15 protein-coding genes are annotated in these 20,804 nt (G+C 39.3%); 10 read left to right on the top strand and 5 right to left on the bottom strand.

Annotation, left to right across the window (positions count from 1 at the left end; genetic code table 11):
- The first annotated feature begins 118 nt into the window (after window positions 1–118).
- The 4 genes from R9C00_05145 (at window position 119) to R9C00_05130 (ending at window position 8,859) form a co-directional block, all read left to right on the top strand.
- The gene (locus tag R9C00_05145) at window positions 119–1,153 is read left to right on the top strand and encodes a FecR domain-containing protein (protein WPO36831.1); all 1,035 of its coding nucleotides are present in this window, start codon (window positions 119–121) and stop codon (window positions 1,151–1,153) included.
- A 191-nt stretch (window positions 1,154–1,344) separates the two neighbouring features.
- Complete coding sequence (locus R9C00_05140; GenBank protein ID WPO36830.1) at window positions 1,345–4,656, top strand: TonB-dependent receptor; 3,312 nt, start codon at window positions 1,345–1,347, stop codon at window positions 4,654–4,656.
- Between the two features lie 18 nt (window positions 4,657–4,674).
- Window positions 4,675–6,300, top strand: coding sequence for a RagB/SusD family nutrient uptake outer membrane protein (locus R9C00_05135; protein WPO36829.1), 1,626 nt, complete (start codon window positions 4,675–4,677; stop codon window positions 6,298–6,300).
- 210 nt (window positions 6,301–6,510) lie between these two features.
- On the top strand, window positions 6,511–8,859 hold the full coding sequence (locus tag R9C00_05130; protein WPO36828.1) for a glycoside hydrolase family 127 protein: 2,349 nt from the start codon (window positions 6,511–6,513) through the stop codon (window positions 8,857–8,859).
- 74 nt (window positions 8,860–8,933) lie between these two features.
- Here the strand turns inward: R9C00_05130 and R9C00_05125 are convergent, their stop codons facing one another.
- Together R9C00_05125 and R9C00_05120 are read right to left on the bottom strand one after the other, a co-directional pair.
- Window positions 8,934–11,636, bottom strand: coding sequence for a D-alanine--D-alanine ligase (locus tag R9C00_05125; protein WPO36827.1), 2,703 nt, complete (start codon window positions 11,634–11,636; stop codon window positions 8,934–8,936).
- 144 nt (window positions 11,637–11,780) lie between these two features.
- Window positions 11,781–12,290, bottom strand: coding sequence for a hypothetical protein (locus R9C00_05120; protein WPO36826.1), 510 nt, complete (start codon window positions 12,288–12,290; stop codon window positions 11,781–11,783).
- Window positions 12,291–12,538: 248 nt separating this feature from the next.
- On the opposite strand from R9C00_05120, the gene R9C00_05115 reads away from it, so the two are divergent.
- Together R9C00_05115 and R9C00_05110 are read left to right on the top strand one after the other, a co-directional pair.
- Window positions 12,539–12,904 carry a hypothetical protein gene (locus R9C00_05115; GenBank protein ID WPO36825.1) on the top strand — a complete coding sequence of 122 codons (366 nt, stop codon included), beginning with the start codon at window positions 12,539–12,541 and terminating at the stop codon, window positions 12,902–12,904.
- An 89-nt stretch (window positions 12,905–12,993) separates the two neighbouring features.
- Entirely contained in the window at window positions 12,994–13,365 is a 372-nt protein-coding gene (locus R9C00_05110; GenBank protein ID WPO36824.1) for a hypothetical protein, read from the top strand.
- Between the two features lie 47 nt (window positions 13,366–13,412).
- Here the strand turns inward: R9C00_05110 and R9C00_05105 are convergent, their stop codons facing one another.
- Window positions 13,413–14,309 (bottom strand): hypothetical protein, encoded by an 897-nt coding sequence (locus tag R9C00_05105; GenBank protein WPO36823.1) that lies wholly within the window; start codon window positions 14,307–14,309, stop codon window positions 13,413–13,415.
- Window positions 14,310–14,849: 540 nt separating this feature from the next.
- A complete protein-coding gene (locus R9C00_05100) occupies window positions 14,850–15,386 on the bottom strand; it encodes a 5-formyltetrahydrofolate cyclo-ligase (GenBank protein ID WPO36822.1) in 537 nt (178 codons plus the stop codon).
- A gap of 384 nt (window positions 15,387–15,770) precedes the next feature.
- Here R9C00_05100 and R9C00_05095 point away from each other — a divergent pair, with 384 nt between their 5' ends.
- Together R9C00_05095 and R9C00_05090 are read left to right on the top strand one after the other, a co-directional pair.
- Window positions 15,771–16,313, top strand: coding sequence for a YfiR family protein (locus R9C00_05095; protein ID WPO36821.1), 543 nt, complete (start codon window positions 15,771–15,773; stop codon window positions 16,311–16,313).
- A 509-nt stretch (window positions 16,314–16,822) separates the two neighbouring features.
- Window positions 16,823–17,362, top strand: a complete 540-nt coding sequence (locus R9C00_05090; protein ID WPO36820.1) for a YfiR family protein — start codon at window positions 16,823–16,825, stop codon at window positions 17,360–17,362.
- Window positions 17,363–17,428: 66 nt separating this feature from the next.
- Here R9C00_05090 and R9C00_05085 read toward each other — a convergent pair whose 3' ends face one another.
- On the bottom strand, window positions 17,429–18,550 hold the full coding sequence (locus R9C00_05085; GenBank protein WPO36819.1) for a Gfo/Idh/MocA family oxidoreductase: 1,122 nt from the start codon (window positions 18,548–18,550) through the stop codon (window positions 17,429–17,431).
- A gap of 280 nt (window positions 18,551–18,830) precedes the next feature.
- On the opposite strand from R9C00_05085, the gene R9C00_05080 reads away from it, so the two are divergent.
- Together R9C00_05080 and R9C00_05075 are read left to right on the top strand one after the other, a co-directional pair.
- Window positions 18,831–19,970 carry a serine hydrolase domain-containing protein gene (locus tag R9C00_05080; GenBank protein ID WPO36818.1) on the top strand — a complete coding sequence of 380 codons (1,140 nt, stop codon included), beginning with the start codon at window positions 18,831–18,833 and terminating at the stop codon, window positions 19,968–19,970.
- Window positions 19,960–20,676 carry a hypothetical protein gene (locus tag R9C00_05075; protein ID WPO36817.1) on the top strand — a complete coding sequence of 239 codons (717 nt, stop codon included), beginning with the start codon at window positions 19,960–19,962 and terminating at the stop codon, window positions 20,674–20,676. Before R9C00_05080 ends, R9C00_05075 begins: the two co-directional genes overlap by 11 nt.
- The last annotated feature ends 128 nt before the right edge of the window (window positions 20,677–20,804 follow it).

The following is a 20,804-nucleotide window of genomic DNA, read 5'->3' as shown; positions in this document are numbered from 1 at the left end:
TTAATAAAGGTGTTTTTTTTCTGAAAATAAATGTATTTTTTACATTAAATAAGAATGCGAGTATCGCCTCTTCCAAAGAAAGATCTTTTTCTGAAAAGGCAGAACCTTCAAACTAAATATGAAAAAACGGCTGCACACATTAAATGACCTCATATTAGACCAACAATTTATTGATTGGGTAAAACGACCTACACCTGAATCTGACAGGTACTGGAATGATTGGATAGCACAATATCCGGAATCTGTCCCCACAATAACTAAAGCTAAACTTTTGGTTTCTGAACTAGATGAAAAAACGCTAGGCACCAGAATAGAACTAATCGAAAAAGTCAAAACCAATATTGATTCGTACATATTAGAGCATAGCCAAGCTACTTCGCAAAAAAATAGCATTAAACTATGGTATGCCATTGCCGCCTCTATTTCAATCATAATGATAGCAGGTTGGATAACATGGCAAAAATTCGGACTGACATCTGATACTAATCAGGAAATCACCGGCTCGATAGCATATTTAGAAAAGTTTACTTCAAAAGGACAAAAGCTCAGTTTGAAACTCCAGGATGGAACAGTTATCAAACTTAACTCCAACTCAAAATTGAAGTTTCCTGAAAACTTCAATGCACACTCAACCAGAGAGGTTTATTTAACAGGCGAAGCCTATTTTGATGTAGAAAGAGATACTACGAAACCTTTTATCATCCATACTGGCGATCTAAAAACCACCGTATTGGGCACCAGCTTCAACATCATGTCATACCCCTCGGAAAGCAAGGTCAAAATAGCTGTTGAGTCTGGAAGGGTTGGGGTAAAAGACACAAAAACGATAGGAGAAGAAGTAGTCCTCTCCCCTACCCAAATGTTGGTTTTCGACAAAGAAAAAAGCAATTCGAAGATCGAGGAGTTTGATCACAGCAGCATTTTTGGTTGGAAAGATGGCAATCTTGTTTTCCATAAGTCTTCACCAGACGATGTAGTTTCAGGACTTGAAAAATGGTATGGGGTAAAAATTATTCTTAAAAAAGACCTCAAGTCTAAAGAAGGATTTAGTGGGACTTTCCAAGATCAACCCCTTTCTAACGTATTGGAAGGAATTTCTTTTAGCTTAAAATTCAACTACGAGATGAATGCAGATACTGTATTAATCTATTAGAAATAAAAAACTCTTAACAAAAAAAACAATGAATAATACAAGTTAAAAAAGTCAGCTACAATAACAATGCAGCTGACTTTAAATAGAAAACTTACTACACCCTTAGGCATTCACTTTGGCGAGCAGAAGCTAAGAACATAGTAAGGTCTTTAATGAATTCATTTTTACTTCCATTAAAAACACTTAAAAATATGAATTTGAAAACAATCCAACAAATCTGGACTATGTCTAAATATGTATTATTTGGCCTGTTTATGCAAGTATGCCTGAGTAGCATGCTTATAGCAAACGATGGTAATGCCCAGCGGATGAGCATAGAAGAGATTTATGTCACCATCCACCTCAAAAATGCGAACCTAGAAGAAACTTTTACCGCAATAGGTAAGAAAACAAATTTCAATTTTGCCTACAACCACGATATCCTCAATAAAAACACCCGAATCACCAAGAAAATCACTAACCAGCCTCTTTCTCAGGTTCTTACAGAAATCGCAAAAGAGAATGGACTGTCTTTCAAAAGGGTAAATGAGAATATTTATGTAAGTAAAAGCCCTACTCAACGTCCGAATGAAAAGCTAAAAGCGCTAGTAAAAGAAATAGCTCAAGTTAAAGTTTCGGGAAATGTAGTTGATAATGAAGGGCAACCATTACCAGGAGTAAATATTTTGATAAAAGGAACGGCTAATGGTACTACCACTAATTTGGACGGAGATTTTACGCTCAACGTGCCTTCAGATGCGACCCTACAATTCAGCTATATTGGTTTTCTTACACAAGAAGTTGCTGTAGGAAACCAAACTGAAATCAAAATCACTTTGCAACCTGATCTTGCCCAACTTGAAGAAGTTGTCGTTATTGGGTACGGTACTCAAAACAAAGAAGATTTAACGAGTTCGGTAGCAAGTGTAAGCTCAGAAAATTTTGTAAAGGGAAATGTGAACGATGCTGGGCAGCTTCTTCAAGGTAAAGTAGCGGGACTTACCGTTTCTATGCCAAGTGGTGACCCTACTAGTGGTTCTCAAATTTTGCTAAGGGGTAATACAACCTTATTTGGGTCGAATTCCAACCCATTGGTTTTGATAGATGGTGTTCCCGGTGATTTCAAAACGGTGGCTCCAGAAGATATTGAAACTATCGACGTACTAAAAGACGGATCTGCCGCTGCAATTTATGGTACTAGGGGTACCAATGGTGTGATCATCATCACCACTAAAAGAGCAAAAGGAGAATACTCAAGCTCAGTAGACTATTCTGCTAATTTTAGCACTCAGGCAATTGCCAGACAGCTCGAAATGTTCACTGCTGATGATTACCGAGCGCAGATTGCAGCCGGAACTCGCGATGCATCATGGGACTTAGGTGCCTCAACCGATTGGATGGACGAAATAACCCAAACTCCACTAAGCCAAGTACATAACCTTACTTTTAGGGGTGGTAATTCAACTACCAATTATTTGGCTAACATCAACTACCGTGACCTTGAAGGTATTTTTCTTAAGTCGAATAACCAAACATTTACTGGAAGAGTAGATATCAACCACAATATGTTCAATGACAAGTTGAAATTTAACTTTGGCATTTTGAATTCCCAAAATAAATTCAATACGACAGGAGATGGCCTAAGCTTTAACGGCTATACCTACCGACAAGCACTTATCCGTAATCCGACAGCTCCTGTAAAAGACGAAAATGGTGATTGGCATGAGCAAACCGCTATTTTTAATTATGAAAATCCATTAGGAAGGATATACGAATCTGATGGAGAGAACAAGTCTCAAAACTCAAGGTTAAACTCTACCATTACCTACACTCCAATTCCAGGTTTGAACTTATCGGCACTGTTTTCTATAAACAGGTATAACCAAACGAGAGGTTATGCAGAAAGCAAAAAGCACATCTCTACACTAAGAGATGGTAAAAATGGCTTTGCTTCTAATGGAACTACCGAGGCTATAGACCGTTTGATGGAATTAACCGCATCCTACTCAACTTCTTTTGGAGACCACAGTGTCACCCTTTTAGGAGGTTATAGCTATCAAGACCATGACCGTAAAGAATTTTGGCAGCAAAATCAGGATTTCCCTACCGATATCTTCTCTTACAATAATATTGGACTAGGTCAAGCCCTTAAAGATGGAAACCCTGCGGTGAATATCTACAGCGGTAGAAGCCTGACCAACTTGATCGGTTTCTTTGGGAGAGCGACTTATAGTTACAAAGATAAATACCTGCTACTTGCAAGTATTCGACATGAGGCGGCTAGCCAACTCTATGGTGCGGAAAAACCTTGGGGCACATTCCCAGCAGTTTCACTGGGTTGGAAAATTTCCAACGAAGCGTTTATGGAAAACCTAACGGTGGTCAACAAACTTAAACTTAGGGCTGGTTATGGAGTAACTGGCTCTCAACCTTCAGCTCAATTTTTAGGTGTAGCATTGCTATCTTACAGTAACTTCTTCTACTACGATGGGGAATGGATAAGAACACTTGTACCATCTCAAAACCCTAACCCTGATTTGCGCTGGGAAGAAAAACATGAAACCAACCTTGGTCTTGATTTTTCTCTCCTAAATGATCGATTTAGCGGTAGTATCGATGCATACAATCGGAAAATTGACGGATTGTTGTACGATTACCAAGTACCTAGCCCTCCAAACTTGTATCCTTCGACTAGAGCGAATGTCGGCGTGATGGAAAACAAAGGACTTGAGGTCTTAGTAAATGTGATACCTGTTCAAACACAAGATTTTGAATGGATGACCAGTGTCAACTTTTCTACAAATAGCAACAAGCTCGTAAGCCTTTCAAATGATAATTACCAGACCACTAATGATTATTTCACAACAGGTGGCACTGGTGAACCTATCCAAACATTTACCCACATGGTAAAAATCGGTGACAACATTGGCGATTTTTACGGATTCAAAGTCGTAGATATTGATGAAGATGGGTATTGGGTTTATGAAGGTACTGAAGGAGAAGAAGTTAGCTACGGTGATTTCAACCATTCATTTGAAGAAAAGCAAGTACTTGGCAACGGTCTCCCTAAATATTATGCGGGCTGGAATAACAATTTCAGGTACAAAAGCTGGGATCTTTCAGTGACTATGAGAGGTGCTTTCGATTACCAGATATTGAACTTCCAGAGAATGTATTTGGAAAACCCTACGCTTCCTCAATACAATCAACTAAACACAGCTGATGACAAGGTATTTGGAAAAGCGGTGTTGAATGCCCCACTTGAATACAACAGCTACTATGTAGAAGATGGAGATTTCTGGAAAATTGACAACATCACCTTAGGGTATAATATCAAAACGGGAGGTTCTAAAATATTCAAATCAGCTAGGGTATATATATCAACGCTTAACACTGTAACTATTACGGATTATAAAGGGATTGATCCTGAAGTAAACAGACTTGGGCTTTCTCCTGGAAACGATGATCGAGATAAATATCCAACTACTCGAACTTTCACAGCTGGTTTTAATGTAAGTTTTTAATCTCAAAACAGAAGAAAAATGAAAAGTATTAGATGTATATATAAGGTTATTATTCTTGTTTTTGGCTTATCGGTTTTCTCGTGTACCAAACTAGAAGATCAGAATTTTGGGCAAATTATTTCTAGCCAATTTGAACCTACAGATTCGGACTTTGCAGCCTTAGTTGGGGAAGCGTACGTAGCATGGCGCCAAACGGTATTGGAATGGAATGGGTACTGGAGAGTACAAGAAGTTTCTGCCGACCAAGTAGTAATCCCTGCCAGGCCAAATGGCTGGGTAGATGGTGGCGTTTATAGAAGACTCCACGAACACAAATGGACCTCGGACGATGATTTTGTAATCCAGACTTGGCGTCGGGCTTATTCAGGGATTACCACAACCAATAGAGTCCTTTTCCAAATTGAATCAGGTTCTTTACCTGTTTCAGAAGGTAAAAACGAGGTAATAGCCGAGCTAAGGGTACTCCGTGCTTCCTATTATTACATTTTGTGCGATGTATATGGAAATGTGCCTATTATAACCGATTTCGATGTGCCAGAGGGTTTCTTGCCTGAGCAAAATACGAGAAAAGAAGTATATGATTTCATTGTGGAAGAAATCACAGAAAGCATTCCTAATTTGAGCATAAAAAATGACCAAACTACCTATGGCAGGTTCAACAAATGGGCTGCAAGCACTTTACTTGCTAAAATGTACCTCAATGCAGAGGTCTATTCTGGAGCTACACAGTGGCAAAAATGTATTGAAGCTTGTGATGCAGTGATAAACTCAGGTGCTGGTTATGGGTTAGATAGTGACCAAAAATTCCCATTTCTCACTGAAAACCAAAACTCTAAAGAGCTCATTTTTGCCTTGGCAATTGATGAGACGTATACAACCGCTTGGAATACATTTGATATTCATATGCAAACCTTGCAGCCTGCCAACCAAGCTACCTATGATCTACAGTTCACTCCTTGGGGTGGAATGTGCGCTATTCCCCAAGGGATCAGCTCTTTTGATGAAGATGATGCCAGACTTACCGACAACTGGATTTATGGCCAGCAATATTCATCTGGTGGAGATACACTTTATGCAACGCTTGGAGCTTATTCGGGGCAGCCGTTGAACTTTATAAATGAACTTCCCGGTGTCGATCAGTCTGAAGAGGTTAACGGATACAGATTGGGCAAATTTGAAATTGCGACAGGATCGACTAATATCCTAAACAACGACTGGCCGGTATTCCGCTATGCCGATGTCCTTTTGATGAAAGCTGAGTCTATGCTTCGCTTAGGCGATGCCGATGGAGCAGCGGCGATAGTTACCCAAGTAAGGGAAAGAAGCTTCAAAGCCAACCCAAGCAAGGCGACTGTTACTGGAGCAGAACTTGCCGGAGGTAGCTCTTATGACTATGGCTTACGCAATCATTTGGAAAGCACAACTGAAGGTGGCGACGATATAACATTTGGAAGGATGCTGGATGAACTAGGCTGGGAATTTGCCCAAGAAGGCCATAGAAGGCAAGACTTGATTCGCTTTGGTGTATTCACCACTAAGTCTTGGCTTTCACACGCACCAAATGGTTCTAACAAAATTATTTTCCCAATTCCTAGAGTTGAGCTTAATACCAACCCTAATCTATCACAAAACTCTGGCTATTAACATAGTATATTTTATTTAACCAAAATATACGAGCAAAAGTATCCATTCATATTTTTAAACAATCCTAGATATATAAACTAAAAAAGGTGTGGGTCATATTCACACCTTTTTTATAATTGTACAAAATACATATTTTATTATGTATTGATATTTACTAAAAAAGATAAAGCCTTATCTTCCATTAAAACTCGAACAGTTTATACATTAAATATGAAACAGGTTATATTTTATTTACTCGCCGCTATTTTAATAAGTACCAACTGCTTTAGTCAAGAACTCAAACCTTTTCCACTTTCGTCGGTAAGGCTGCTAGATGGTCCATTTAAGCAAGCCCAACAAGTAGATTTGGAATATATTAAAGCCCTTGACCCCGACAGGCTACTTGCCCCTTACCTTATAGATGCAGGAATTCCTGTAAAAGCAAAACGTTATGGCAATTGGGAAAACACAGGTCTTGACGGCCACATTGGTGGACACTACCTCACTGCATTGTCTTTGATGTACGCTTCCACGGGAGATGAAGAAGCTAAAAAAAGGCTGGATTACATGATAAATGAATTAGCCAAATGCCAAGAAAAAAACGGTAATGGCTACGTGGGCGGAGTTCCCGACGGGCAAAAAATGTGGGAAGAAATAAAAAAAGGAGACATAGATGCAGGAGGATTTTCTCTCAACCACAAATGGGTTCCGCTTTACAACATTCATAAAATATACGCTGGGTTAAGAGACGCTTACCTCATTGGCGGTAACGAAAAGGCAAAAGGGATGCTAATTAAGCTGACCGATTGGTGCATCGACCTCACTGCTAACTTAAGCGACGCACAAGTGCAGGATATTCTCCGAAGCGAACACGGTGGTCTGAACGAAGTGTTTGCTGATGTGACAGCGATAACGGGTGAAGACAAATACTTGGAACTAGCCAAACGGTTTTCGCACGAAGTGATTTTGGATCCTTTGCTCCACCAAGAAGATAAGCTCACAGGCTTGCATGCCAACACCCAGATCCCAAAAATTATTGGGTTCAAACGAGTGGCTGAAGTAGCCAAAGATTCTACTTGGGCAAATGCATCCAACTTCTTCTGGGAAACGGTGGTCAACAAACGAACTGTGTCGATTGGTGGCAATAGCGTAAGGGAGCATTTCCACCCTGAAAGCGATTTCTCTTCCATGATAGAATCCAACCAAGGGCCAGAGACTTGCAATACGTACAACATGATCAAGCTTGCCAAAATGTTGTACCTCAGCAACCCTCAGCAGAAATACATCGACTATTTTGAAAGAGCGATGTACAACCATATTCTCTCTTCTCAGCACCCCACCAAAGGCGGGTTCGTGTATTTCACCCCTATGCGCCCGAGGCATTATAGGGTCTATTCTCAGCCCCAAGAAGGCTTTTGGTGCTGCGTAGGTTCTGGGCTTGAAAACCATGGTAAATACGGTGAGCTTATTTATGCCCACGACAGTGAAAACCTTTATGTAAACCTATTCATCCCTTCTACTTTGGAATGGAAAGAAAAAGGGCTTTCACTGGAACAAACAACGAAGTTTCCTTACGAAGAGAATTCCGAGCTTACGCTAAAGCTAAAAAAAGCGGCCAAATTTTCCATCAATATCCGCTACCCAAGTTGGGTTACCGAAGGAAGATTTTCAGTGTTGGTAAATGGAAAAGAAGTAGCCATAGACAAAACCAACCCAACATTTGCTTCCATCCAAAGAAAGTGGAAAAATGGGGATAAAATCTCTTTTGAGCTGCCTATGAGCACCAAAGCGGAATACATGCCGGACAACTCTCCTTGGATCTCTTTTGTACATGGTCCGATCGTATTGGCTGCCAAAACCGACACTACCAAGCTCAAGGGACTGTTTGCCGACGGCAGCAGAATGGGGCACATTGCCAGCGATGATTACTACCCTATAGAAACGGCTCCTATCCTAGTGGACGCGTCCAAAAACTATGTGAGCAAGGTCGTTCCTGTGGAAGGGAAGCCGCTTACCTTCACATTCTCAGAAATCTATCCTGAACAATACAAAGACCTCACGCTCGTGCCATTTTACACCGTTCACGAGGCTCGCTACATGATCTATTGGCCTGTGACCACGCCAGAAGAGTGGGAAAAGAGAAAAGAGGACATTCGGGTAAAAGAACAAGCGATGTTAGCACTAGAAGCCCAAACGGTCGATCAAATAGCGCCTGGGGAGCAACAGCCAGAATCTGACCACAACTTCAAAGCGGAAAAAACCGAATCGGGAATTTACAACGGTAGGTTTTGGAGGCATGCCGAAGGCTGGTTTAGCTATGACCTGAAAAACAAAAAAAATGAGGCTACAAAGCTACGGGTAACTTATTCGGCACTCGATAAAGGTAGAACGTTCGATATCCTCATCAACGATGAAATATTGGCAACGGTAAAGATAGACGATTTAAAAGGAAGTGGATTTGTGGATGTAGATTATGAGCTTTCTGAAAAAATGCGCGATAGCGATAAGCTAAACTTAAAGTTCGCCGCTCATGAAGGCTCAGTTGCTGGAGGCATCTACTACATCCGACTTATGAAGTAGAACAACGTTTGATATGATAATAAAAGGAAAGGGCAGTAAAAACTGCCCTTTTTTATATCTAAAATGCTCTAAAATCAATCTACTTTATTGGCAACCCTTTCTTTTCCGTATTCCAAAATCTTATCTATAAAGTCGAAAGGCTTGTAGTTTTTGAGTGCCGCTTGGTGGAAAATACAGGTTGCAGGGGTCATGCCCGGCAAAGAGTTTATTTCGATAATGACAGTTTCCACTTTATCGGGATAAATCCTTACAAAGGCATCAATTCGTGCATAACCTCGCACACGAAGAATCCTCGCCACTTTTTCCAACTCGCTCCTCACCTCAGCCGAAATTTCTCTGTTTCTCAACGCCTCCGAGTTGAACCTTGCAGGCGTGATATTTTGCCCTTCTCCAGCCAAAAACTTCTCTTCTAGGGTTAGGATATCTCCCGAGGCAAGGGCTTCGGATGGCTCGAATACTTCATAAACTGTCTGCCCATTTTCATACTTGGTAAGCAAACCTCCTGTTATTTCCAAGAAATGATCCGCTCCTTTCCTGTCAATCAGCTCTTCTACCAAGAAGTATTCTTTTACGGGAAACTCCTCGTTCTTCTGCAACTTCAACACCTTCGCCTCCTCTGCTAAAAACGGTAGGGAATCCCTGAAAATCATCTTAACAAAAGCCGAAAGCTCTTCCCTATTTTTGATCTTTTTCACTGCTGAGCTACAACCATCGTCTGAGGGTTTGGTAATAAGCGGATAATTAAATTGCGCTTCAATACTGTCCAATAGTTCTTGTTCCCCTTTAAGCCATTCCGCCTTTTCCACCAGCCTGTGCTTGGCTACCAGTACACCATGGTCAGCCAATATCTCGTTCGTCTTAAATTTATCGATGGTAGTGTTGGAGCTCTCCGATGCAGAACCATTATACGGAATGCCTCGTTTTTCCAACTCTTTTTGCACCTCCCCGTCTTCGCCAGGCCTGCCGTGCAACGCTATGAACACCACATCTACCTCGTCTTTTAGGTCCTCGTAGTTAATTTGTTTGGGGATAAAAATGGCATCACCCACATATTTGTTGGTGATGGCTTTTGCCGTTTTAATATTTTCCTGAACCGTTATCGGCTTTTTCGCTTCAAGCGAATGGTATATTTTATCTCTAATATCATCCGCATTATCTTTCAACATAATGTTGATGGGTGTGATATACAACTCGTGCTTTCCTTTGTTTCCTGTGAGGAAAATCGGGATAGGCTCGTATTTTTCGGAAGAAGAAAGCTTTTCGTAAATATTCCTTCCACTTTCTATGGAAATATGGCGCTCTGAAGAATATCCACCCATAATCACCCCTACTTTAATCTGCTGGGTTGCCTTCTTTTGCAAAGCCAGAATCTTCTTGTCCAAGTCTTTGAGCATCATTTTGAGCACATGCCCATTTTTCCCCGTCTTGATGCGCTCCGCTATGGAAGTCCGCAAAATGTAGGTCAAAAACTGGGAAGGGTTCATCCCGATTTCCGCTGCTTGGTGGAAGAAAAAGGACGAAGGCAACATGCCCGAAGTTGTGTTCGGGTCATTGAGATACACCTCTCCTTCTTTGGTAAGGAAACCGTCGATTCGGGCATATACGTTGAACTTCAACTTTCCGAACATCTCGCAGCATTTATCTTGAATTTTGCGAATATTTTCAGGACTGGTATTTACAGGCGTGAGTTTTCGGGACATCCCGGGCAAATACTTGGAGCGGTAGTCAAACACTTCATCGTACTTGATTATTTCGGTAGGAGGAAGCGGAATAGGTTTTCCGTCCTCGTCTTGGATAATGATGCACGAAAATTCTTGCCCAGCTATGAAACTCTCGAAAAGCAAGGATTCTTCGCTGTCTTGCGACTGCAAAATGATCATTTCTTCCGAACTATCGAAGTGCTCGTTGAGTGTTTTTAGGAGTTTTTCGGGATGGTAAATAATCTCTACTTTATCTACCTCGGTTTGCTTAGAATAGAAAACTGGCAAACCGATGCCTTGCCTAATATCTATCAGTTCGTGGATAAACGCCACCCTGCCCGAAGCATCTAGTTTCGACCATTGCTCATGGGTGATTTCTTCTATAAAAAGTGCTCTATGTACCGCTTTTTCAAAGTTTTCAAAATTATCATCGCTTAAGATAGAAACCCCGATAGAAGAACCTTGCTGAGCAGCTTTCACCACTATGGGCAAGCTTATTTGGTCTTTTAGCTCGTGGAAAAGCTGGTGCTTATCGTAAGAAAGCCATTGGTCTTTGGTGATGTTTCGGCTGATTGGCTTGGCAAAGTTCAGGCTCACCGAAAGCGAGGTTTGGGTGATTTTGTTGATGCCTATGGCAGAAGGCAAAATGCCCGACCCCGAGTAAGGAATTCGGTACCATTCGAGCAAGCCTTGGAGGCTGCCATCTTCGCCATAAGGACCATGAAGTGCCAAAAAGGCAAAATCGAATAGGTTGCGAAACTCCGTAGGCTGCACTAGGCGACCTACTTTACGGATAATCCGCTCTTGGTCTTCCAAATCCAACTGACCCAGCGATTCTACATACACCTGAAATCCGTTTGGAGACGGCGGTGCTTCGCTTATGGGCGGATAGAAATCACGGATAGTTCCTTTATATACATATTCCCAATTGAGCAATATGAAGTTGCCCAAGCTATCTACAAAAATGGGTACTGCTTCAAAAATGCTTTTATTGAGGTTGTCGTAAACCGTTCTACCCCCTGCAAATGAAACTTCTCTTTCCCTTGATGGTCCTCCAAAAAATATCCCTACTTTCATTATGTGCCTTGCTTTATTGATACAAACCTTTATCCTAACGCTCTAACCAACGCTGGAAATAAAGGTCAATGATATACAAATCTACACAAGTGGGCAAGGTTACGCCAACCAAAGCTGTAAAAAAGAAGGAAAAGGCTTTCTAACTTACGGATTACTTATTTTTCTGTAGGTTTCTTCCTCGCCAAAGAAAAAGCTCAGATGCATATTTTGAGCAATGAATTCTTTGAGCATGGTACTTTCATCGAAGTTTTCTCTGATATAATTGGAAACAGGAAAAAGCACAAACTCACTGTCTGAGTTGATTTCCAGTTTGTAGATAGAGAAATAGTTTTGACCGGCATTCTCATCTAACGTTTGGTTGATAATACTCAAAAACTTCTCACCTTTCACCTCTGTGATATGCCCTTGGTAATAGGCTTTTTCAAAATCTTGGAGTTCATTATTAAAAATACTTTCTTCTATCTGATATTGGTATTTACCAAGTTTATCAACCACATAAAAGTTGTTATCTTCTTCACCTTTTTGCCATTTGCCCAATAGGCTCTTCATTAATTTTTGCTCTGGGTCTCCAACAGGAACTGCAGATTGGTAAGGGCATCCTGTGAGCATAAAAAGTGCAATCAGGAGCAAAATTGACTTCGTTAGTATTTTCATCCTATCCTAAAAATGTAATTTAAATAATTTGTATAAAGTTAGTATATCCACACAAAATGCAAGACTTACCCTCTTTATCGCATAGTCCAAAAACCACTTACCTGTGGTTTTAATTCCACAATTGTAGAATATTTTAAGCTTAAAAACAAAAAGCATTATTTATAAAATACTGATAATCAACATCAATTAAAACAATTACTCTTGGCACTATATTTTTATTACTTAAAGCAAAAAACTTAACAAAACTCATGTCAACCTCAAGAAAAAATCAAATCATATATAATTCAAAACAATTTTCCGACAGGAAAAAATTAGCCTATGTACATGCGCTCAAAAGCGATTTCTTGGAAAAAGATATTGCTCATGAAAGTATGACTCAAACTCAACTAAAGAACCTTGCGGATAATTTGGAAGTACCACTCAGTCGCCTTTTTGATACTAAAAATGCTATAGAATGTGGCATTTCTGAACCCCATAATCTGGATGAGCTCAGCAAGCTTAAGGTGATGCAAAAAATTCCTCAGACTATCCAGACTCCTATCTTGATAAAAGATGACAAGTACTTATTAGTAGATGACATAGGGGATATTATAAGGTTGGAACAAGGAAATTAATGATGGTTTTATGGCAAGCTAAAGTAAAATTCACACATACGCTTCTGTTAAACATTCATCTCGTTTTTTACAAACCAACCCTTATCACTATGTTAATATTTATCGGGTTATTTATAGCCATATTGGTGTTTTGGTGGATGAAAAGTCCGCAAAGTAATCGTAGAAAATCAAAGATCGTTACAAATAACTTCATTGGATTTGTACTGATGACTTTGGCAATAATTACCTCTGCATTCGTATTCGACTTTTCTAGCATTACGCATCAAGATTCGACATTTCTACAGAGTATGGCAGGTCAAGTAAGTTTCTCAAAGGACTTAGCCTCATCTCTCGGCAATGACTTGCTAGAGGCAACTGTTTTGATCGGAATTTGGCTGTTTGCCATTATGCTGCATGCCATCGGCTTTGCCGCCTTTGCCATCTGGGATCTAATAAAAGGTTCTAGGAGAGCTTTCGCATAGGTTGAAACTGGTACAAAACAAAAAGACCGCTTGAAGCGGTCTTTTTGTCATTCCTCTTGTATTGCTGCCATCCCATCATCTAACTCCTCGTCTTTATTTTTTTTCTCCTTTTTAGGCTTCTCTTTTTTAGCCTTTTTCTTTTTAGGCTTCTTTTCTTTTGGTTCTTTCTCCCCCTTATCTTTTTTCTTATTTTTCTTTTTCTTCTTTTTTAGCCTTCCCTTCTTGTCAGTTTCATACTCTTCTTCCCCCTCATCTACACTTTCAACTACTCCAAACTCCCCGTATTCGTCTTCCTCTACTGCAAGAGAATCAGTAATACCTTCTGTTTCCACTGAATCGGCTTGGGTACTATCAGCAGGGTTTCCAATTTCTAAGTTATAATAGAACTGGTCGGTAGCTTCTGGCGGATAAAGCAACTCTTGGGTAGCTGTAGAATCTTCCTCGGTGCCTTTTTTCTTATCGGGCTTGGTTTTCATTTTCACTACCTTGGGAGTATTCCTCGCTCTTTTTTTGGCTGGAAAAGAGAATATTCCCCCTAAAAACAGCTTCTGGGAAGCGAGACCATTTTTACTTCGTGGCTTTCCTCTAAATAACTTGCCTTCCGCTGGTTCTTCCCCATCAGGCAAAATCAACATTCCATTTTCCGTCTTAAAGGTATCTTTTTGGGCAACCCAACCACTCGAAGAAGGAATTTCTTCACCATCTAAACCTGTTGCTTCTTCATCAGTTTCTAAGAAACCTTCATCTGCTGAGGCAAAAACATCTCCACCACCGCTAGAAGCATAGCCTTGGGACTCGGTACTTTTAAAGTAGTTGAAAAACTGGTTTGCAGCGCCAGGCTCGTGGTTATATGTATCAAAATAAGTAGGGCAGGTATAACGAGCGCAAGATGCCATCATAAGTATAGCAAGCAAGCCCAACATGTTCCTTAAGTATTTGCCCATTTGTATTTTATATATAATTGAAATAGATTATTTTAAGTTATACACCAATGCCTGTCAAAACCAAGGTTTTCTTGTTATTGTTGAAACATTTTTAGATATAACTCCAAATCAAGCATTTCCGAACGTTATATCCTTAACTGGAATAATTAGTAAACTATTATCTTTTTGGGTATCTGACCAATTAAATAATAGTATTGAGGGTTTCTTTCAAAATTAAAGCTCAAATTTACATTAATTGCACCGTAAGGCAGATAAATTAATGATTTCTCTTTCTATACACATTTTTGAAAACCACTACAATTAACACTTTCTTTTTGTTATCACCTCATCTATTCTCCATTCACAGAGTCATTTTATCAGTTTACCGATACATTATAGACTTTCATCTAATATCTCCTCAAAAACTCTTTCCACACTAAACACCTTTTATAACAATTGACAAATGCTGTTAATAATAACGAATCAGATATTCTTGAGACTACACAAATACACTGACACTACCTGTTCTAATTGAGTTGTATAGTAAGGGAAGCTAATTTCCTAATAAAACACATGATCGAGCTTAATATCATGAGGTTCACAAGGGAGATCTTCTTCCGATATTTGGCATGGGAAAGCTAAACCAACTTTCAGAGCAGAAGGATATTGTGCTAAAAAAGTATCGTAGTAGCCAGCCCCATAACCCAACCGGTTATTTTTTAAGTCAAAGGCAGCTCCAGGTATAAAAATTATGTCTAAGTCTCCAGTATAAAGCTCTCCAGTTTTAGGATAATATGTTTTATGAAGACCTTCCACTAACTCTGCATCCGGAAGGAGCTCATAATGCTCAAGCTTTCTATCTGGAAGTGTCTTGGGGACTACTACCTTTATACCAATACGCCATGCCTCTTTAATAATACCCCATGTATCACATTCACTACCTAAAGGCAAATATGTATGCATAGTACTCACCTCTTTAGCCTTGAGATAAACAGATATTTTATTTAATAAATACAATTTATGTTTAAACATAAATTCATTTTGCAACAAATTCCTTTTTAAAAGAAACTCTTTTCTTACAACTTTTTTACTCTTCATATCACCACAAACTATTATCCTAAGCCAATTATATTACATAAGTACTATTATAGTTAAACCAGCATATTTTCAGATACAACAATTAGTCTATACAACTTAGAAAACAATTTTTACTGTCGCTCGCTACATACATAGCATGTATATATATCAAATAAATAATATGCACAATTATTCCATTTAGTCCATAGAGCCTTAAAAAGCACATCTCCTAACGCATACCATTTCTAAATATATTTAAACTAATTATTGATTTAATCACATCATAGCGATTATTGTAGAGTAATTATTTTCATATGCCAATATGCAATTTTACAAATAACAATACGTGTTAAAAAAAAATAACAAGCTCAGATATACAACAAACCACTAGAAAACAATAAGGTGATGATACTAAAAAGCAACAATACACAAAAAACAATTCTGATCTGTTTATTCATGATTATTGGATTTTCAAGTAGTGCACAAACCACTAGGATTACAGATGGCGACTATGAAGCTAGGAAATTATTCATTCATAATTTCATGAAATATATTCGTTGGCCAAATGAAGAATTTGGACAAGACTTCTTAATTGCTGTAGTCGATAATAAAAAAATGTACGATATACTTTATAAACAACATAATAACACCAATTATAGAGGGCGAAAGGTAATAGTCAAAAATTACAGGTCGGTCAATGAGTTGCCTAAATGCAGCATTCTATATTTGCCAAAAGAGCATAGTGACTCTTTTGATTTAGTAATGAAGAAAATCCGCAACCACTCAACCCTTCTGGTTTCTGATTCCAAAGGGCTAGGCTTAAAAGGAAGCGGCATCAACTTCAACCAAAACAAAAAAGTTTTAAAATTTGAATTGAATGCAGCATCATTGGAAAGTGCAAACCTAAAAGTATCAAACCTCCTTAAAGGAGTTGCAATATTATTATAATACATTTTTAGCTCTATATATAAAAAAGGCAAGTATGTTAACATACTTGCCTTTTTTATGGAGTTGACTTTTATCTAACTATACCACTTTTTGATTGCTCAACCCTTTTCCCTTACACAGGTAAGATTTTTTGCAAAGCTGAAGTAAATCAAATTAAACACCTTGTCAAAAAACAATAGCATCTTCTAAAAATACCTTTTAATATTTGTTCAGCCAAACACAAAGGTTCAACATACTGCTCAATAGCATCATAATACCCTACTTATATCTAATACAGAAAAATAGCAAAGCGTAAGTTCCACCACATTATATACAAGTTAACCTAATATTAGGTGTTATTTTATGTATTTAGAATCAATAGCTTAGCTATACACCTATTAAGATTTAGTCACATATACTTATGGGTTAGTAAAAAATGCCGTTAAGCTATTGCAAAATGATCATAAACTGACTTATACCCAACTAACCTTAAACACCTAATAAAAATGTATAACCCTAATTGAATTATCATGATCACTAAACCAAAGAAAGCTCTTGTAGTATTAATACTACTAATTTCTAGTTTTGCTATTTCCCACACATCTGATGCCCAAATCAAACTTACAAAGGGTACTGATGCAAGAAGGTTATTTGTGTACAATTTTATGAAGTATGTGTTTTGGCCAAATGAGGACATCAACAAAGAGTTCGTAATTACTATTGTCAATAATGAAGAAATGTACACAAGTTTGAGTACATCTCTCAATGGATCAATTCATAGAGGCAGAAAGGTGGTTGTTAAGCAAGTAAACGATGTGAATGATATTCATGAACCTTCTATTGTTTACCTTCCAAAAGAAGAGAGCCGACACTTTAAATCGATACAAAAGCAAGTAACAGGAAAAGCCACTTTATTGATTACCGATCAGCAAGGGCTGGGCAAGGAAGGTAGCTCAATCAATTTCAAAGAAGTGAATAAGTATTTGAAATTTGAAATCAATATGGAGTCAATGGAAAAATCGCACCTACGAGTAGCTATGCCACTGAAGCAATTGGCTATTATCATATAAAAACACTCCCCAATCAAACGAAAAGCGGCCTCCAGTTAACTGGAGGCCGCTTTTCGTTTTTAGAGACTAACCAATCTTGACTTTCTCTCCTGTTGCTGCTGCTTTATAAATTGCTTCTACTACTACCATATCCCTTAGTCCCTCTTCTCCAGGGACAAGTACAGGCTTGCTTTCCTTTATACAAATGGCTGCATCGTCCATCTGCTTAGCTTGTTGGTTTCGATTAGGAAATGCTATTGGACCATTTTTGCTTTCCCCTTTTATGCCCGAGTAAGACGAGAACGGGTCTAATTTGAACCAGCCGTTTGTCGCTCTTGCATCGAGGTAATTCATAGAAACAGCAAAACTCGTATGGCAATTTGCCATTGCCCCGCTGGGAAATTCTAATTGAAAAGTAGTAGTCTCATCTACTTCGGTATAAATATCATGACGTTGCACAAAATGCTGGGCGGTAACAGAAATAGGCTCCTCTCCAGTCACATACCTTGCCCCTTGGAGCGAGTAGACACCCATATCCATCATGGCTCCTCCTCCCATTGCCTTTTGTAGTTTCCAATGATCGGTGCTTCTATTATAAAAGCCGGCTCCTGTAGTTACAAATCTCACAGGACCAAATACTTCCTCCTGCCCCATCCTCATCACTTCCTGCGTATTTGCTTCATGTTGCATTCTATAGCCAATTGAAAGTGTCACTCCTGCATTTTTACACGCTTCAATCATTTCTTTACACTCGTCTGCACTCAGCGCCATCGGCTTTTCACAAATTATATGCTTACCCGTTTTCGCCGCCCTTATCACATATTCTTTATGCATCGAGTTCGGCAAAACGATATAGATGATATCTATTTCCTTATTGTCTGCTATTCGCTCAAAAGTCTTGTAGTTATACGTATTTTCCTTTTTTATCCCATACTCCTTTTGCCACTTTTTCTCTTTTTGAGGTGTACCGGTGACTATTCCTGCCAAATAGCAATGTTCTGTTTCCTGAAATGCTGGCGCAAGTACAGAAGTACTATAATAGCCTAAGCCTACCAAGGCAATCCCAAGCTTTTTAGGCTTTGCACTGCCTACTATTCCCCAAGAAGTAAGCGGACTGGCTAGAGCCAAAGCCCCTACTCCCACACCAAGTTTTTTTACAAACTCTCTTCTATTTGATGATTCTACAGACCAAAGTTTCAGTTTTTCCATTTTCATATATTTTAGTATTTGTGACTTATTTTAATGATAAAACCATTGGATGAATTTACCTGTTTAACATAACTTTCTAAACAAAAAAACACTAAATTCTGTCGTAGCAGAAACGCCCTTTCCTTTTGACAAGAATAAGCCCATCCACAGTTTTTGCTCTAGCCATTAATGTTTCCTTTGGAGGTTTTCCAATTCACCACAAATTGGAGTTTTTCGCCACATTACACACCAAACACTAGTATCAGCCCCATATCCCTCTTTCCTTTGGACAAAAACGCATATGACAAGAACAATCATTTTACTCTTATTTTTCCTAACTGCTTGTAGTGCAAAAAAGCAGTCTTCCGAGATTCAGTTTCAAACTTCATTAGATTCACTTATAGAAGAATGGCACGATCAAAACCAATTTGATGGAACTGTGCTAATTTCCCATCGTGGAAACATCATTTATACAAAAGCTACTGGCTTAGCAAATAGGGTATGGAAAGAGCCAGCCGCAATAGATACAAAATACCACATAGCTTCCATCAGCAAGTCTATGATCGCTTGTTTGGTGCTACAATTGGTAGATGAAGGAAAGCTTCGGCTCGATGATCCTGTAATGAAGTTTGTACCCAATTTTAAGGATGATTTGGCAAGTAAAATAACCCTTCATCATCTGCTCACACATACTTCGGGTATGGGGCATTACGAAGTGATTCCCGACAGCCTACACCAACAAAACTACCGCAACTTCAAACGCTGGAATTTGCCCCGCGAAGAATACATCGACCGATTAGTACAGTATCCTTTGCTTTCCGCTCCTGGGGAGAAGTTTAATTACAGCAGCTTCGCCTATTATATTTTGATGGATATTGTAGAAAAAACAGAGATAAAACCCTTTGCCCAAGTGCTGAAAGAACGGATTACTACGCCATTGGGAATGGAAAACACACTTTCTCCCAACAGTAATGAACAGGTAGTTGAAAAGTTTGCCGAAGCGTATAATTGGTTGCAACAGCCAGACTCTACTTTTGCTTATGAGCGCAATCAATTCATCGATATTTCTCTCGGAATCACTATTTACAGCACGGTTGGGGATTTACACAAATGGGGCGAAGCTTTAACAAAACCGACCCTCCTTTCGGAAAAATCACTGGCACTGATGAAAACCAACCACCTTACCGAAATAGGGATGAACTATGGATACGGCTTAGCTATTCACCCAGAAAACAGCGAGCAACCTATGGGAAACCTAGGTATCAGGTCCGCATATTTCCTCCATGGCGGAGCACTGGAAGGGTACAGAGCCATGCTTACCGTGGTAAACGATGGCGAGTGGATAGTCACCCACCTTTCCAATGTGGGCGACCGCACCAATGAATTGAAATTATCAAGTACTATTTTAAAAATTATAACCGAACCAACGTATGAAAAATAGCCTATTGACCCTTCTTGTTTTTTATTTTTTAATCTCTTGTGCTTATTCCCAACAATCAAATGTTGTGGGATTTTGGGAAATTGAAAAAGTGATGGTGGGAGAGGAAGTGATGACACCCGTAGCCAAATGGACAAAAATCAATGCTGATGGCACGTACCAGTCAGGAAACGGCTGGCTCCAAAACTCCACAGGCACTTGGACATTTGACAAAAACAACAACCTTTTTTCCCCAGAAGAAAAAAATGGGATTAAAGAAGGGTTTGGAGCATTCACGGTGAGTTTAGATGGGAAAAAGATGAAGTGGGAAAGAGAAGAAGAAGGGATGAAAGTAGTCGTGAGCCTCATTCCCATTGAGAAAAAGCCCATGTCTACTGCCGATAAAATCCATGGTTTATGGGATTTGACCAGCGCTGCCAAAGGCGGGGAAAACATTACCAGTGAATATGATGCAAATGATAAATGTTACCTTTTTATCCGATGGGATAGGTTGTACAGAGAAAGAACTCCCGAAGGGGAACGAGCAACCGGTTATTGGCATATAAATGGTCACAAACCTGAAGTCACTTTTCTTAGCCACCAAGAACGCAAAGCTCCTAAAACCTGGAGAGTTGAAGTAGAAGACACCCAACTCATCATGACAGGAATTTCCGACAGCAACATGGATCTCAAACTTACTTTTGAGAGGATAAACGAATTTCCAAGATAAGTTCCTAGGCTAGGCATTCCAAACTAAGCTGCAATGTCCAATAGTGGCTTTGCAGCTTTTCTTTTTTATATTCCTTTTCAATCACACTTGCACACACTCCTACAATTAGGAGAAAAACAAGCTATCAT

This window comes from Flammeovirgaceae bacterium SG7u.111 (assembly GCA_034044135.1).
Taxonomy (GTDB): Bacteria; Bacteroidota; Bacteroidia; order Cytophagales; family Flammeovirgaceae.
The sequence above is the reverse complement of the archived record's forward strand: the minus strand, read 5'-3'. Positions and strand labels throughout refer to the sequence as shown.